General features: G+C 39.4%; 14 protein-coding genes. 12 read left to right on the top strand and 2 right to left on the bottom strand.

Annotated features, from left to right (window positions below; genetic code table 11):
- Window positions 1-17 precede the first annotated feature (17 nt).
- The 4 genes from H5163_RS09020 to H5163_RS09005 all read left to right on the top strand — a co-directional run bounded on the left by H5163_RS09020 (window position 18) and on the right by H5163_RS09005 (window position 6,390).
- On the top strand, window positions 18-1,727 hold the full coding sequence (locus H5163_RS09020) for a RagB/SusD family nutrient uptake outer membrane protein (RefSeq protein WP_182734955.1): 1,710 nt from the start codon (window positions 18-20) through the stop codon (window positions 1,725-1,727).
- Window positions 1,728-1,777: 50 nt separating this feature from the next.
- Window positions 1,778-3,115 carry a sugar porter family MFS transporter gene (locus H5163_RS09015; protein WP_145242824.1) on the top strand — a complete coding sequence of 446 codons (1,338 nt, stop codon included), beginning with the start codon at window positions 1,778-1,780 and terminating at the stop codon, window positions 3,113-3,115.
- Window positions 3,102-5,114, top strand: a complete 2,013-nt coding sequence (locus H5163_RS09010) for a glycoside hydrolase family 32 protein (protein WP_182734954.1) — start codon at window positions 3,102-3,104, stop codon at window positions 5,112-5,114. The genes H5163_RS09015 and H5163_RS09010 overlap by 14 nt, the downstream gene beginning before the upstream one ends.
- Before the next feature lie 61 nt (window positions 5,115-5,175).
- A complete protein-coding gene (locus tag H5163_RS09005) occupies window positions 5,176-6,390 on the top strand; it encodes an oligosaccharide MFS transporter (protein WP_145242828.1) in 1,215 nt (404 codons plus the stop codon).
- Here the strand turns inward: H5163_RS09005 and H5163_RS09000 are convergent.
- Window positions 6,362-7,357, bottom strand: coding sequence for a LacI family DNA-binding transcriptional regulator (locus tag H5163_RS09000; protein WP_182734953.1), 996 nt, complete (start codon window positions 7,355-7,357; stop codon window positions 6,362-6,364). The genes H5163_RS09005 and H5163_RS09000 overlap by 29 nt on opposite strands.
- A 540-nt stretch (window positions 7,358-7,897) precedes the next feature.
- Between H5163_RS09000 and H5163_RS21295 the strand changes: the two genes are divergently transcribed.
- From H5163_RS21295 to hflC, 3 genes are all read left to right on the top strand, one after another.
- Window positions 7,898-8,032, top strand: coding sequence for a hypothetical protein (locus tag H5163_RS21295; RefSeq protein ID WP_259399797.1), 135 nt, complete (start codon window positions 7,898-7,900; stop codon window positions 8,030-8,032).
- A 191-nt stretch (window positions 8,033-8,223) separates the two neighbouring features.
- Window positions 8,224-9,288 carry an FtsH protease activity modulator HflK gene (hflK, locus tag H5163_RS08995; protein WP_182732215.1) on the top strand — a complete coding sequence of 355 codons (1,065 nt, stop codon included), beginning with the start codon at window positions 8,224-8,226 and terminating at the stop codon, window positions 9,286-9,288.
- Window positions 9,289-9,290: 2 nt separating this feature from the next.
- On the top strand, window positions 9,291-10,274 hold the full coding sequence (gene hflC / locus H5163_RS08990) for a protease modulator HflC (protein ID WP_182732214.1): 984 nt from the start codon (window positions 9,291-9,293) through the stop codon (window positions 10,272-10,274).
- A gap of 80 nt (window positions 10,275-10,354) precedes the next feature.
- On the opposite strand, the gene H5163_RS08985 is transcribed toward hflC, so the two are convergent.
- A complete protein-coding gene (locus tag H5163_RS08985) occupies window positions 10,355-11,182 on the bottom strand; it encodes a PRC-barrel domain-containing protein (protein WP_145242835.1) in 828 nt (275 codons plus the stop codon).
- A gap of 169 nt (window positions 11,183-11,351) precedes the next feature.
- Between H5163_RS08985 and H5163_RS21175 the strand changes: the two genes are divergently transcribed.
- The 5 genes from H5163_RS21175 (at window position 11,352) to H5163_RS08960 (ending at window position 17,084) form a co-directional block, all read left to right on the top strand.
- Window positions 11,352-11,873, top strand: a complete 522-nt coding sequence (locus tag H5163_RS21175; protein ID WP_218939791.1) for a BON domain-containing protein — start codon at window positions 11,352-11,354, stop codon at window positions 11,871-11,873.
- Window positions 11,870-12,295, top strand: coding sequence for a hypothetical protein (locus H5163_RS08975; RefSeq protein WP_145242837.1), 426 nt, complete (start codon window positions 11,870-11,872; stop codon window positions 12,293-12,295). The genes H5163_RS21175 and H5163_RS08975 overlap by 4 nt, the downstream gene beginning before the upstream one ends.
- 481 nt (window positions 12,296-12,776) lie before the next feature.
- The gene (gene dkgB / locus H5163_RS08970; RefSeq protein WP_145241103.1) at window positions 12,777-13,604 is read left to right on the top strand and encodes a 2,5-didehydrogluconate reductase DkgB; all 828 of its coding nucleotides are present in this window, start codon (window positions 12,777-12,779) and stop codon (window positions 13,602-13,604) included.
- A 55-nt stretch (window positions 13,605-13,659) separates the two neighbouring features.
- On the top strand, window positions 13,660-13,947 hold the full coding sequence (locus H5163_RS08965; RefSeq protein ID WP_149982864.1) for a putative quinol monooxygenase: 288 nt from the start codon (window positions 13,660-13,662) through the stop codon (window positions 13,945-13,947).
- A 434-nt stretch (window positions 13,948-14,381) separates the two neighbouring features.
- Entirely contained in the window at window positions 14,382-17,084 is a 2,703-nt protein-coding gene (locus H5163_RS08960) for a TonB-dependent receptor (protein WP_145241099.1), read from the top strand.
- Window positions 17,085-17,122 lie beyond the last annotated feature (38 nt).

Below are 17,122 nucleotides of genomic sequence, written 5' to 3'. Positions count from 1 at the left end.
CGATACGAGCACATATTATGAATAAAATTAAAACTCTATTTACAGCAGCTACACTCGCGCTTTCTTTAGCATCGTGTGGTGGTTCTGATCTTGATGTTGCACCTTCTGGGGTATTAACCGAAGAGCAAGTTTCTAACAGTGAAAATATAGATGCTTTGGTCATTGCTGCCTACTCATATCTAGGCAATGATCATTATACTGCCCCTAACTTTTTATGGCCGACAGGAAACTTACGTGCCGGAGACGCTCACAAAGGCGGTAATGGACCTGGTGATATCTTTGCTTATCATGCTTTGTCTCTATATCAACCAATAGTGCCTGATATGGAGTCTTTCCCGCCAGATTTGATTGATTTGAACAATAAGAAATGGGTACGTAATTACACCGGTATTTCAAGAGCAAACTCAGCATTAGCGGTAATCGCAAATGCGCCAGATGCTATTGAAAACAGTGCTGCAAAACAATCCGAACTGCGGTTCATTCGCAGTATTTTCTACTTTGATTTAAAAATACATCATAAGCATATCCCGTGGATTGATGAAACAATGACTCAAGATCAAATTCTTAGCGCTACTAATCGTGAGCTGAGCGATCAGGAGCTATGGGATAAAATTGCCGCAGATTTTGAGTTTGCTGCAAACAATTTACCACAAACCCAAGAAGATGTAGGGCGCGCTTCAGCGTTATCAGCTAAGGCATATCTAGCTAAAACATTGCTCTACCAAGCGTATGAGCAGAATGAGCTACATGAAGTTATCAATATTAATAAAGATAAACTTGTAAAAGTAGTGGCCCTAGTTGATGAAATTGAAGAGGCCGGCGTCTATGGCTTATTTGATGATTACGCGAATAACTTCTTGTTTGAAAGTGAGAATGGTAAAGAGTCAGTTTTTGCTATTCAGCGCTCTCTAAATGACGGCTCTCCAGATGGACGTGGTAGCTGGCCTAGTGCATTAAATGCGCCAATGGCTGGTGGTTTTGGCTGTTGTGGTTTTCATGTACCAACAGAAAATTTTGTTAATGCGTTTAAAACAGACCAACAAGGCTTGCCGTTATTTGGCTCTTTTAACGACTTTAATTATGACATGACGACTGACTCAGTTGACCCTCGCCTAGATCACACTGTGGCAATGGAAGGTAAACCATTTAAGTATGACGAAAACTTAATTCATGGCGGTGATAGCTGGGCACGTGCCCCTGGTATATATGGCAACTTTACGGCAATGAAAGATCTTGAACACCCTGACTGTAGTTGTCGTGGTGAGAATGGCCCTTTTCCTATCTTTTCATTAAATACACCACTCATTCGTTACGCTGAAGTATTGCTTTGGAAAGCAGAAGCATTAATTGAGTTAGACAGATATGACGAAGCATTGCCAATCATTAACCGTATTCGTGAACGCGCTAAACAAAGCACCGATAAATTGCATAACGCGAGTATTTATAACATTGGCTTATATACAAGTTTTGGTTCTAAAGAACAAGCAAGAGTAGCACTGCGCTTTGAGCGACGTTTAGAGTTAGGGCTTGAAGGACATCGGTTTTTTGACTTAGTGCGTTGGGGAATAGCAAAAGAAACGATTGATAGTTACTTGGCAATTGAAGCTGTACGTAAACCTTATTTAGTCGATGCTATTTTCACTAAAGGTAAGCATGAGTATTTACCTATTCCAAACCAGCAAATTATTTTAAGTGGTGGGTCGTACACACAAAACCCAGGTTATTAATAGTGGTGGGTTTCGGCCCACCTTTTAAGCTTTAAGTTTTAAGAGTGATTATGAAAAAAATTATTTACTGGTCAGTCACTGTTGCAGTTGCTGGTTTTTTATTCGGCTTTGATACTGCTGTTATATCCGGTGCGGATAAACCTATTCAAGCATTATGGAATACGAGCTCGTTATTTCATGGCTTATTTATTATGTCTTCAGCTTTATGGGGAACACTACTTGGTGCCTTAACTGGTAATTACCCATGCGATAAGTGGGGTAGAAAACCCACATTGATTTTAGTCGGTGTGTTGTTTTTAGTTTCGGCGCTTGGCTCCGCCATGGCACCTGACGCATATAGCTTCGCCTTACTACGGTTTATTGGTGGCGTGGGAGTGGGTATTTCTTCAATTGTTGTACCTGCTTATATATCTGAGATTGCACCTGCTAAGTACCGTGGGCGTTTGGTCGCGCTTTATCAGTTTCAAATTGTATTTGGTATTTTAGTTGCGTTTGTTTCTAATTTTTTAATTGCAGGAACATCAGCAATTGACTGGCGTTTAATGTTAGGCGTGGAGGCAATACCGGCCTTAGCTTATTTATTAATGATCATTAAGGCACCTGAAAGCCCACGTTGGTTAGTGCAAAAGAAAAACGAAAAAGCTAAAGCGCGTTCAATCTTAGTGACTTTAGGTGAACAAAACCCAGACCAAGTATTAAATGACATTGAACGCGACAAGTTACAAAACAGTCAATCAAAGCTATTTGGTGGTAGTTACAATAAGGCGGCTTTATTTGCATTTTTATTTGCCGCATTTAATCAATTATCTGGCATCAACTTTATTATTTATTATGCACCGCGCGTATTTGAACTTGCAGGATTGGATGTAAATCAATCCTTACTTTCAGGCGCTGGAATTGGCGTGGTTAACTTATGTTTTACCATGCTTGGGTTATCGTTGATTGATAAATTTGGCCGACGTTCGCTGATGTATATCGGCTCAATTGGCTACGTTATTTCCCTCTCTGTTGTGGCGTGGGCGTTTAGTACGGATTCTGGTGGTTTAACGGTTGTAGCGTTTGTATTTGTGTTTATTGCCGCTCATGCTATTGGCCAAGGTACCGTTATTTGGGTCTTCATTGCAGAAATATTCCCGAACAAAGTACGTTCAAAAGGGCAGTCTTTAGGCTCCGGTACGCATTGGTTTTTTGCCGCAGCAATCACTTTACTTATGCCATTTTTCTTAGAACGTTTTAGTGCCACTGAAGTATTCACTTTCTTTACTTTAATGATGTTAGGGCAATTGATTTTTGTTGCGTGGTTTATGCCAGAAACAAAAGGACGTTCTTTAGAAGCAATTTCATTAGATACCAATAATAAGCATGGAGCATTAGATGCGAACCGTTAATTTAGTTTTAATTTCATCATTTTTGGCAGCATGTAGCATGACAAACCCAACTGAAAAAACAGCCCTTAAGGGTGCAGATAAACCGAGCAAAGAGGCGTTTAGACCTGCTTTTCATTTTACTCCTGAAAAGCATTGGATGAACGATCCTAATGGTATGGTTTACTACCAAGGCGAATATCATCTGTTTTACCAGCATAATCCTGACTCATCGGTATGGGGGCCAATGCATTGGGGACATGCAATTAGTAAAGATATGGTTAATTGGCAGCATCAAGAAATTAAGTTGTTTCCTGATGAGCACGGTACTATCTTCTCTGGCAGTGCGGTGGTTGATTGGCAAAATAGCAGCGGCTTTGGCAGTAAAGAAAACCCACCATTAGTGGCTATATTTACCTATCACGATGATAAAAAGGCGGCACAAGGGGCGATAGATTTTCAAACGCAAGGTATAGCATATAGCACCGATAAAGGCCATACATGGATAAAATACGCTAATAATCCAGTATTAAAAAACCCTGGGATCCGCGATTTCCGTGATCCTAAAGTAAGTTGGCATGAAGATACTCAGCAATGGGTCATGGTATTAGCGCAAGATGATCATATCGGCTTTTACAGCTCAAAAGATTTAAAAACATGGCAATTTGAAAGTAACTTTGGCGCTGATTGGGGAAGTCACGCAGGTGTATGGGAGTGTCCAGATCTTATTCGCGTGCGTATTGAAGGCACCGATGAATATAAATATGTTTTATTAGTGAGTATTAACCCTGGCGCGCCAAATGGCGGCTCTGGTACACAATATTTTGTTGGCGATTTCGACGGTGAAAAATTTGTGTTGGATAGCGATTATCAAAAAATGCTTACAACAACACCTGCCGTTTTCCCTCAAGGGCTTGATTTTTCTAACTTCAAAAATGGCTTAAAAAATTGGCAAGTATCGGGTGAAGCATTTCATATAGTAAATGATCAACCAGCAAATACCATTGCCAGTTCTTTTAAAGGCTCGGATGAGGCAATTGGTACCTTAACCTCAAAATCATTTGCGATTGATCATGATTTCATTAACTTTAAAATTGCAGGCGGAAAGCATCATAACAGTACCGCAATACAGTTGTTAGTTAATGGTGAAATAGTTAAAACCGCAAGCGGAAACAATACAGGTACAATGACCGAGCGTTCTTGGAACGTGAGTCAATTAAAAGGCCAGCAAGCTTATATTAAAGTGGTAGACAATGAACGAGGTGATTGGGGGCATATAAAAGTTGCTGATATCGTATTTTCTGATAAAGCAGCAAAAGAAAAGTATGAACCGTCAATATGGCTAGACTACGGAACAGATAATTATGCTGGCGTGACTTTTTCTGATGCTCAAGACGGTAGACACTTATTTATGGGATGGATGAGTAACTGGCAATACGCAAACCAAGTACCGACTGAGGTATGGCGCAGTGCAATGACGATTCCCAGAGAATTAAAGTTATTACAAACGCCAGCAGGCGTGCGTTTGGCATCTCAACCTATCAAAGAACTCGATAGTTTACTGAGTAACACACAGCAAAAGGCAACCCTAACTGGCACAAATAGCTACCAGTTAGATGAGCTTTTTACTGTCGAACCTGGGCAATTTAAGGTGAGCTTTAGTTTATCAAACGCTGAGCAAGTTACTGATATTGTGCTTAGCTCTGATAAAGGTGAATACACTAAGCTGCAGTTAAACCCAGCTCAAGGACAACTTGTACTTGACCGTAGACAATCGGGTTTAAAAGACTTTGAAGATGGGTTTGCTTCTTTACAAACAGCGCCATTACAAAAAGGCCTTGAGTATTACGATGTTGAGATATGGGTAGATAAAGCGTCGGTAGAAGTGTTTGTAAATAAAGGGGTTAGCTCTATGACGTCGATTGTTTTTCCAACCTCTCCTTACAATAAAATACAAGTGAGTGCTGAGCAGCCTTTGTCGCTTAGTGACGTTAAGTTAAATAATATAGCAATAGAAAAATAACTTCCAAAATGACTCTATATTATTATAGAGTCATTAATCATTCTCTAAGGCTATGCGATATATGAGTAGCAATTATCGACTATTAAGTGTCATTTTGTTTGTTTATTTTATGGCATGGTCTTTTTCATTTTCATTATTTCCTATTTGGCTTAGTCAAGAAGTCGGCCTCAATAGTGCTAAAGTCGGGATTATCTTTAGCATTAATTCCATCATGGCTTTACTCGTGATGCCTTGTTACGGCATTTTGCAAGATAAACTCGGTTTACAAAAAACACTGCTTTACTTCATTGCATTTTTCATCATGTTGATTGGCCCGTTTGTAAGTTTTGTATACGCGCCACTACTACAAACGCAGTTTTATCTGGCTGCTATTTTAGGCGGTGCCGTTTTTTCATGTGCATTTTTAGCTGGAGTAGGGACGCTTGAAAGTTATATTGATAAACAAAGTCGCTCGACCAACTTTGAATTTGGTAAAGCTCGAATGTGGGGGTCACTGGGTTGGGCTATGGCAAGCTACTTTGCCGGTTTATCCTTTAATTTATCTCCTAGTTTAAATTATTGGTTATCAAGCATTGCGGCGGTTTGCTTAATGGGTTTTTTAGCCTTTGTTAAGGTCGCACAAAATCAGCGTGAAATAGCGCCTTCTCGAACTTTTTCTCCTGTAAAACAGCTTACAGCATTTTTTAAAATCGCAGGGCTTTGGCGTTTAAGTGTATTTGTGATCGGTGTTAGTTGTATTTATGCGGTATTTGATCAGCAATTTGCTATTTATTACACCTCTTTTTTTGACACCCCAGAGCAAGGTCGAGAGTTTTTTGGCTATTTAACTTCAGCGCAAGTTATTCTTGAAGCGGCTATTTTGTATTTAGCTGTTAAATGGGTGAATTATGTGGGCATTAAAAATTCGTTGCTGTTAAGTGGTGTATTGATGGCGATACGAATATATTGCTCGGGGATTGTTAGTGACTCTATCAGCATTAGTTTATTGAAATTATTACACGCCATTGAATTACCGCTGATGCTGATTGCGTTATTTAAATATATCAATATGCATTTTGATGCGCGCTATTCAGCGATGATCTATATCATTGGCTTTCAATTTACTACGCAATTGGTGGCGTCAATGTTAGCCGTCGCGGTAGGTGTTGTATATGATCATGTAGGCTTTGCGTTAGCCTACCAGTATTTGGGTTTGGTTATCTGTGTGTTTATTGTATTATCGCTTTTTACATTAAAAAAAGATGTTATTAAAACGAATCACGAGCAATCAATTTAAACGGTAGGCTGTGATGAACAATATCAGTACGCTGGTCTATGAGGTATTCCATTGCCCAACGTCCCATTGCATGATGGGGTAATGCCATGGTAGTTAAATTCGGTTGTAATAATTGTGGAATACTGCCCCAATCATCAAAACTTGCTATACCAATATCCTTACCAACGATCATTCCTTTATCATGCACAACAAAGTAAATTTCTAGCGCCATGGGATCTTGACCACAAATAATAGCATCAGGTTTAAACTCGTCTATTACTCTCGCTGCAGACTCTCTCGAAGTAGAAATCTCAGTACCATCGGCTTGACCAATAATCACCGATTCAATGAGTAAATCATCGAGTGGTAAGCCGTGCTTTTTAAATGAATTTATAACGCCTTGTTTGCGACCTTTGGCTGCAATTATATGCTCATTTAAGTTTAAAAAAGCAATTCGGCGATAGCCTTTGCGTATTAATGCATCGGTAATATCTTCACCTGCTTGCTGTTCATCAGGGACTACACAAGGGAAATTATTCAAAGCAGGAAAACAGTTAGCTAAAATTGTTGGTATTTTTTTTAGTTCATCAGCTACCACAACTTGGCGATGATACATTGCTGAATATATAACGCCCTCTACGCGATACTCTAAAAGGCTTTCTATAGCTCTGTCTATACTCGCTTGGGTTTCGTTAACATTGAGGATCAACAGTTCTTTATTTTTCTGCCACGCAATTTCTTGGGCACCACGAATAATATCAAAAGTATAAGGAACACTAAGCAGTTCATCAGCAATAATTGCGTAAATGTTTGAGTTTTTACGTCGCGTTAAACTTGCCGCACGATTAGGACGATAACCTAATTCTTTTATCGCTTTAAGAACCTTCTCGCGGTTAATATCTTTGACTGTTGGATCATTATTGACCACTCGCGATACAGTTTTAAATGAAACACCTGCGTGGACAGCGACTTGCTTAATTGTAACCATACTAGAATAAGACCCTCTCTGAATAAAAACAGTATAACAGCAGATTGCACTTTATTTATATGTTTTTGTTAAGGTTTGAGTTGTCGTTGTTATCTAAAGATAAACTTATTCAGAGGCTTACTTTTAAGTTATTGAGGCGAATTATACTCATGATGTAACAACATGGGTCAGATATAAAAAGGGCTGATACAAATTTTTTCAAAATTTACAGTAGCTATAAATTAGACACCTATTTAGGAGTTAGGTGATATGAAAGTAAAAGAGTTTCGTAAACATCAGAAGAATTTAAAATAAAACTAACATAGGTTTCACGAAACATAATCGGCTAGCCTGAGGTTTCTAACCTCCAGTTATCACACCATCGTTCATACAGGTCGCGAGCATAGTAGTGATAAATCAGCGTCCATTGAGCACCCAGCGAAAATAAAACCAAATATAGTATTTAAGTGTTGTAGCGCACAGAGTTGGAGAGCTTTATAAACTAGGCTTTAAATCTCGGCCTTTTACATTAACGTGAGAGGCGAGAACTCTGAGGCAACTATGCAAAATCCAACTCATGATAAAAAAGTAGATGATAAAAAGTCTGCTGAAACACTAAAAAAAGAAGCGGCAAGCAAGCGCGCAGCTTTAGAACCTAACACGAAAAAATCATACAGAAAACCCCAGCAAAAATAATAGAGTCGTTAATTATCTAACCAGTTTTCGCAAAGCATTATTTGAGCTTAATTAAGGATTGAGTGGCATTATCGACAGGTAGATTCGATAAATATACAAGGAGCTAGATAATAGATGTTCTCTACTATTTGTGGTTCTTCACTCGTTGGTGAGGGCTCATATTCTTGTTGTTTAAGGCTACTGAGAGCGCTATGTCATTAATAACAGAAGACAAAAATAATGAAAGTAATGGTCTAATTAAACGGCTAGGTAAATATCAGTTGTGGCTTCCCAACGGCAAGTATAAAACCAGCTTTGTTATTTTAGCAGTGCTGTTTTGCTTTAGTGCTTTATACACCGCTTTGTTTACTGTACCCAGTGATTCGGTGGCGGTAGTATTAAGATTTGGCAAATTTAGCACTATTTTACCATCGGGTTTACACTTTAAACTGCCTCTTGGTATCGATAGAGTTCATATTGTGCCAATCAAACGCCAACTAAAACAAGAGTTTGGCTTTTCTACTCCCGGCGCAACCGATCCTAATCAAAATGTGACTATTAATAATAATATATTCTTTACTGGCAAGCGCCGTGACGTGCAGTTACGTAATCAATTGGGCGAAACGCAAATGGTGACTGGCGATTTAAATACAGCCCTTGTTGAGTGGGTGATCCAATATCGTATTGCAAATCCTAAAAATTATTTGTTTGAAGTGCGTGATCCTGCCGGTACCTTGCGCTATGTATCAGAATCGGTGATGCGAGAAGTAGTCGGCGATCGTACCGTTGATGAAGTTATTACCATTGGTCGTCAAGAGATTGAAGTTGAAGCACTGCGTAAGATGCAAGCATTAGCGAGTAAATATGTGATGGGGATCAGCATTGACCAAGTGCAGCTAAAAAATATTAATCCACCAAAAGCCGTACAAGCATCTTTTAATGAAGTAAACCAAGCGCAACAAGAAAAAGAAAAGCTGATCAACGAAGCGCGACGTGATTACAATCGCATTATTCCATTGGCTGAAGGTGAGCGTGACCAACGTATCCGTGCGGCTGATGGCTACCGACTAAAACGTGTAAATGAAGCGCAGGGTGATGCGCTGCGCTTTAACGCCTTATTTGCTCAGTTTGAAAAAGCGCCTGAGGTGACTCGAAAGCGTATTTATTTAGAAACAATGCAAAAAGTAATGCCCACAGTTAGCGAAAAAATCATCATTGATAGCAGTGCGCTAGATGTACTGCCTTTGCTTAATCTAACACCACTTAAAGGCCAGTGAGCATGAGACATTATCTATTGTTTTTTCTTGGTATTTTATTAGCATTTATTTTAGCGGCATTAAATAACGCTTTGTATACAGTTAACGAAGTAGAGCAAGTTATTATTACTCAGTTTGGCCGTCCTGTTGGCAACCCTATCACTGATGCGGGTATCAAAATTAAAATGCCATTTATTCAACAAGTAAACTCAATTGATAAACGTGTGCTGGAATGGGAAGGCACTCCTTCTGATATGCCAACTAAAGATAAGCTTTATATTTCAGTCAGTTTGTTTGCCCGTTGGCGAGTGACAGATGCATTACAATACTTTTTACGGTTAGGTGATGAACGCAGTGCACAATCAAGGCTCGATGATATTTTTGGCAGTGAAACACGTAATGCAGTTGCTAAACATGAGCTGATTGAAATTATTCGTACCTCTAAAGACCGCCAGCCTCTTCGCGATAAGCTATTGACTGAAGCCGAAAAGGCGCAAGATATTGGAAGTTTAGTACCAATACATATTGGTCGTTTGCTGGTGGAGCAAGATATATTTAATGCAGCGGCAGAAAAAGTCAAAGTGTTTGGTATTGAGTTACTCGATATTCGTTTTAAGCGTATTAATTATAATGAGAGTGTCCGCCCGAAAATTTATGAGCGAATGATCAGCGAACGTCGGCAAATAGCTGAACGCTTTTTATCAGAAGGTAAAGGTGAAGCGGCTAGAATTTTAGGTAATCGTGAGCGAGATTTAAATAAAATTCAGTCAGAAGCATACCGCGCAGTAGAAGAGATCCGTGGTTTAGCTGATGCAAAAGCTGCGGCGATTTATGCCGACGCTTATAATCAAAATGCACAAGCGGTTGCATTTTATGCGTTTATTCGCTCATTACAAGCATATGAGTTGGTACTCAATGACAATACGACACTGGTATTATCAACCGACAGTGAGCTATTTAAGTATTTAAAAAACACCGATACACAACCAATACCAGGCAATAATTAGTCGCAGGTCACAGTGTAAATAGGAAGGTTAGTGAGATGACAGTAGACGCCAGCAAGCTGGCGTTTTGGGGGATGTTTTGTTTAATTGGTTGCCAGCTTTTTAGCTTTGGCTACTTTTGCCCAGTAACCCGCTAGTTCGTAATGTTGATATATAGCTGTTTCAAACTCGGGAGTTATTTGCAGGTTATAATCATACTCTGGCGCATCTTTTATTACTTGGCGGTTGAGATCAACGCTGATGGTATTGTCGAGCCAGCATACTTCGCTGATCCACTCTGGTGGCACGAGCACTTTATGTCCACCCCACCAATTACTGGTATCGATGATCAGATAACGCACCGCCCACGTTGTTTCTTCTACTAATAATCCAGAGACATGACCAATATCACCATCATTTGCATTAATATGATAGCCAATAACCTCTTTGCAACTGCGTAAATTTGGATCTGCTTTTTTATTATCTTCACTTTTAACATTATGGTGAGTTAGTTGTGCGCTGCGTGCACCTGCTTCTGTATGTGGGAGGTGTTGGTGGTCACGGTACAATAAATAAGGGTAAATACCGCCTCCCCAAAATCCTTCGCCTACCCAATAATAAGGGTAGCCATAATAATCGAGTAAGCTGGCCTCATTTTGCCGTGACACGGGTTTATCGTTATCGATAGTTGGGCTGTTTTTAACTTGTTCTTTACTGATCAACACAGGCAGAATTTTTTCTATCCAGTTTGGTTTTTGAACCGCAATTGGTGAGATCAAAACCTGACGGCTGGATAGCCAAGAACCTGTTTCAACAACAAAATAGCGGATCACCCATGCTAAATCATCGAATAGAAAATCTTTTTCTTTACCGATCACACCATCGGTAGCAGCGATAGCGCAATTTTCAAGATCTTTCATGCTACGTAACATAGTAGTTATCCTTTTTAATGGGGTCGACAGTATAAAGTGTTGGCGTGTTTTAGAGCTGATATTGAGGTTGCCAACTAGGCGATGATTTGAATGAACCGCTTTAGTTTTAGCTTATTTGCCGCGGTTGTCTGTGCGCTGCAGTACACAGTCAAATTAGCGAGTTAATTACATGAATGCAGTAATGACCAGTATGAATCGCTGCTTTTTATTATTGACACACAGTTGTTTTGAGTTCGATAACGAACAGAACGTTAGCCTCTTACATAATAAAGTGATGGTAGGTAGTGAAGAATACACTTTACCGCCGATGGTGATCGCTCCACTTAATACTGAGGATATCCTAATGGATAAATACTTTTCAAAAATACTATGTGTTGTTGCAATACTGATGGTTTCACAATTAACTGGTTGCTATAAATCCCCAGAAATTGCTGCGGAAAAGCCGCCAAAAAGTACGGTGGCTAACAATGTTTTAGATATCGATGTAACTACAAACGTTAAAATGGCTTTAATGAATGATCCTATTCTCAGAGCATTTAATATCGAAGTCATTACGAATAAAGGCGATGTGCGTTTAATTGGTATTGTTGATAGCCAAAGCCAAATTGACTCAGCAATGTTAATTGCCAAAGGTGCTGAAGGTACGCATGCTATTCATGATGAACTGACTGTGAAAAGGAGTTCGTTATGAAAGGATATCTAATCGTGGGGGTTATAACCGCTGTTTTTGCTGTTACAGCAGTTGCCCAAGAAGATGAACGCGAAGGTGAACACCATATGATGATGGGCAAGATGATGCATGATAAAGAAACATCGCATATGGAACCAAAAATGCGGCAAATGTTTTCGCTAATGCAACAGATCGAAAACGAAAATAATCCACAAAAGCGTGAGCAGCTAATGGAACAACATATGAACTCAATGCGTGCAAATATGCGGATGATAAACGACCTAAATGAAAGTGGTGATGATTCAGAGTCAGAAACTGAGGGCGATGAACGTATCAATAAAATGGAAGGTCAGCTGAGAATGATGCAAGTGATGATGGATCAAATGATGGAACACAGCAGCTACAGTGAAATGAAAATGTTACAAAAACATAGAGATAAGTAACTAGAGCGCAGTAGAATAAATCGACTTTGAGCCACTACTTTCAGCGCTAACAGTGTTGAAAATAGCGGCCTTGAGAGATGCACTTTCAATTTTTTTAAAGCAGCCATTTATAAATATAATTATTAGGTTCTAGGGCCGGTTAACCTCTCTGGTTGAAGATTGTTTAATTTACAAGCTATTTAATCACCATGCTAGGTTTGTAATCTGATGGGTTAAGTAAAAAATTAAGTAAAACTTCCGCATTTTATTCTGGCTCTCTAGCTACATTAATACTGCCTTATCTAAAAACCAAACATATGGATGTAAAAGTAACTGTGAAAGATAAACAGGCTCTAGCCCTTGAAACTAAGGTTAATGGCCTCATACCTTTTACGAGGTCAAAAATTTTAAATGAACAAAGTAACAGGTGTATTTCGAAAAACTTAGGTTAGAAATCTAATAAGTTTGTATTTAAACCGATTATTTTTATAAGGATAAAGTTATGACACAACGTGTAATTGAAATGCCAGACTTAGGCATGGGGACATTCCGCTTAGAAGGAAAAACAGCCTATGAATCTGTAAAAATGGCATTAGAAGTTGGCTTTCGCCATATTGATACCGCACAGATTTATGGCAATGAAGAGCAAGTTGGCCAAGCGATAAAAGACAGCAATATCCCTAGAGACGAGCTATTTATTACCACCAAAGTGTGGAATAACAAACTGAATAAAAGCGATTTTATCGCCAGTGTGAAAGAGTCTCTTAACAAGCTGCAACTCGATTCTGTCGATTTATTGTTGATCCATTGGCCTGCGCCATCAAACGATGAACCAATGAGCGAGTATTTAACTGAGTTATTAACGGCAAAGCAGCTTGGATTAACTAAGCATATTGGTGTATCGAACTTCACTATTGCGAATTTAAAAGAAGCCATGCAAACACTGGACTCACGTGAAATATTCACCAACCAAATAGAAGTACACCCTTATTTAACCAATACCAAGTTACGTGCTTTTTGTCAGCAGCATGACATTCATGTCACCGCCTATATGCCATTTGTGGTAGGTAAAGTGTTAAACGATCATACCATTATTGATATTGCTAAGAAGCATGATGCAAGCCCTGCACAAGTGGTTATTGCATGGGTAAACGCCAAGGGTATGACGACCATTCCGTCATCAACTAAGCGTAAAAATCTTGAAGATAACTTTAATGATAAAGCCGTAAAACTTGATGAAGAAGACATTGCGCGTATTGATGCTCTCGATTGCGGCGACCGTCAAGCAACCCCAAGTTTTGCACCGCAGTGGGATCAAGACACGTTTTAAGCGTGTTCAATATAAAGTGCAGTGAGTCTGCACTTTTTAATGCAAAGGAATAACTATGTTAACCGTTATAGCAATGCTGTCATGTAAAAACGCTGATGCAGCTACGTTACTTAGTGCACTTGATAACTTACAAAAGTTATCGCGCAAAGAAGTAGGGTGTTTACGCTACGAGCTGGCTGTGAAAAATAATGACACGCAAACCGATTACATTGTAACTGAACAATGGGCTACAAATGAGCACTTTGAAGAGCATAAGTTAGCGCCACATTTTAAAACGTTTGGTGAACAGGCTGGTGCTCTACTTACTCACAGTAATATTGATGTGTATAAAACGATTGGTTAATAATATAGGGGCAGTGTTTAAAGCCACGTATTTTATATCGAGCTTAGCATGTTAAGCACGGCTTTAATCACGCCTTAGCAGGTGACAATGAGTGAGCCTTGATAACTTACCTAATGTATTGACCTGCGTTTTTGGGTATATAAAGTTATGCCATGGTATTTTTCATCGCACACTGATTATATCCGCTTTCTTTGTGTTTATGGCATCGGTGGTCAGTTTTACTTTCATGCAATAATTTTTTAAGTTTTTTGACTGTCGATACTAAATCAAGGAGTCAGTTTATTTATTGTCCAAGATTTAATTTCGGCTTGTATTATATCTAACTCGCCTTAGCGTATTTGACTAGTAATCAAAAAAGACCCTATGGATACTATGAGACTGTTAAATAAAAGTAACAAACCTTAACGTTTTACACACACATCAAAAGGTCGAATATGCACACAATAAATAAAAAAGCATTATCAATTGCCGTAGCATTGGCTTGCTCATTCCCGTTACATGCCCAACAAGCTGCTACGAATAATCCAACGAATACGAATGAAAGCAACACTGCGCAAAAACAAAGTACCTCCTTAGAGGTTATCTCTGTAACAGCAACCAAACGTAAAACAAAGTTAATGGAAACCCCTGTTGCTATTACAGCATTAACGGAGGCTGAGCTCAGGCAAAATGGCGTAAATAGTGTTAAAGATATTGCTAATCTAGTGCCAGGGTTAGATATCTCCACAGCGACGGATCAATCAGCACCTGTTATCTCGATGCGTGGCGTACGCTCTACCAATATTACTGAGCTTGGCGACCCTGCTGTTGGCGTTCACCTTGACGGTATTTATTCGCCAAGAATGCAAGGAGCGCTAGCTCTGATGTATGACATTGAACGAGTTGAGGCATTAAGGGGGCCACAAGGCACATTATTTGGTCGAAACTCTACAGTTGGTAGCATTAATGTTATTTCAGCAAAGCCTGAATTCACTCATTTATATGGCAATGTGAACGTTGAAGCAGGAAAATACAACAGCAAAAATATTGATGGCGTAATTAATATTCCAATTAATGACGAATTTGCAGTACGGTTTTCTGGCAAAGGATTAAAACGAGATTCTTACCTTGAGGGTTACTACGATCCTAACCAATACGACTCAAGACGATTAAGCGACGATATACTCAATGCTCCTGTTATCTCAGAGGATTCTTATCAAGGTATTGGTCAAACAGTCACGCAGCGAGAAAACTGGTGGATAGATGGCGCAGGCACAAATCCAGAGGCGCAAAAAGTTCGCCAATTAACCCCCGCAGAAAAAGACGACTTTTATAACAACGCTGATGAATACTCTTTTAGAATTAGTACGCTTTGGGAGCCGTTAGATGGTGGCTTTTCAAATCATACCGTTTTTCAAAAGTACGTTAATAACAGCAATAACAATCTCGATTTAGTTAACTGCGATAAAATTCGCGGTAGAAGTGAAGAGCTGGGCGGCGATTGCACAAACTTTTTACCCAGTGATAATACATATCAAGCTGTTGTGAATGTGCCTGGTAAGCTTAATTTAGATATCACCTATCTTAGAAATACCCTTAACTACGATATAAATGATGAATATTCGCTTGTGTGGCTACTTGGCTATGAGGATATGGAACGCTCTTCAGCACAAGATAGCGAAGTCGGCCTCGATCCTTGGGATGGGGCAACGTACTTTTTAGATGGCACTGGTGCTGAATCTTTTTCTACAGAAGTGCAATTACAATCTGACGAATACGGCGATTTTATTTGGATTGTTGGTGCTAACTATTTCCACGAAAAAACCACGACCTTGGGTTATTACGATAACCCAATGGACGATAAAGCCTTTTGGGATCAACCTGATCGCTCTACAGACGCATTCGCTTTGTTTGGCCAAGGTACATACAATTTAACTGAAAAATTACATCTAACACTTGGTTATCGTTTTAGTGATGAAACGAAAGAAGATAAAGGAGGCAAAACATACCGCTGCTCTAATGCCGATGGTTGCGCTGTTGGTTGGTTAAATAGAACAGATCTAAATAACTTACCAGTTGATTACTACGAAGATCCTTCAATTTATGCGTCATACTTTGCAAACGATAATAAAGGAAGTTGGCAGCATCATGACTTTCGTGTTGGTTTAGACTACGACATTTCACCTGAAACGATGGTTTATACCTATCTTGCCAGTGGTTTTAAAGCCGGCGGAATTGGTGATGTATATGAAGTCGTAAATGATAGAACCGGCGACGTAACACGCTTTGAAACTAAGTTCGACCCAGAAGAAGTACTTACATGGGAGCTTGGCGCTAAATCGAGCTTTTTTGATAATTCATTAAACTTAAAAGCCGCGTTTTTCTACACAGATTACACCGACATGCAATACGCATCAGTGGGCTCAATCGGTAACGTAGAACGTTTATCTGTGGTAGAAGATGAAGATGGCTCTCCCGTTTTAGATAGCAATGGCGAGCCTGTACTTGATTTTCAAAACAAGCCTGTGATTGCTTATTACACACAAAATGTTCCTAGTTCAACAATCAAAGGTATTGAGCTTGAGTTTGATTGGAAGCCATATCCAAGCGGGCGTATCACCGGTTATGTAACCTGGACCGATGCCAAAGTGACGGACGATTGGAATACTAAGTGGGATTACGATGCTGAGTATCTTTTTGATATTTCTTATGAGGAATCAAAAAATCCTGAAAATACACTGCTATCAACCAATCTTAAAGGCAATAACCTAGCGATGACGCCTAAGTTCACGGCGAACATCAGCTACACACATACATTTGATTTAGGTGAATATGGTTTTATCCATAGTTGGCTTAATGCGAGCTGGAAAGATGAATCGTACTCAACAGTATGGAATGTTGATAAACACTTAGATGATATGGACTTTAGCGTGTCGGACGAGGCGACAAAATACATTGACGATAGCCGAGATGCATTTGCAGTTTATAACGCGTCAATTAAATATGAGCCGCAAGGACAAAGCTGGTACGCAGAAGTATTCGTTAATAATGCCTCTGATGAAACTATTCAATATTGGAATAATACTAGCAAAGGAATTCCAAAAGGCAGCTTTGGCATGCCAAGGTATTACGGTGTAAGAGCTGGTTTTTCATTCTAGATAACCTAACCACAATTAAACTTCCCACAGTCAATATA

The organism is Pseudoalteromonas sp. SG44-8 (assembly GCF_014164125.1).
Lineage (GTDB): Bacteria > Pseudomonadota > Gammaproteobacteria > Enterobacterales > Alteromonadaceae > Pseudoalteromonas > Pseudoalteromonas rhizosphaerae.
The sequence above is the reverse complement of the archived record's forward strand: the minus strand, read 5'-3'. Positions and strand labels throughout refer to the sequence as shown.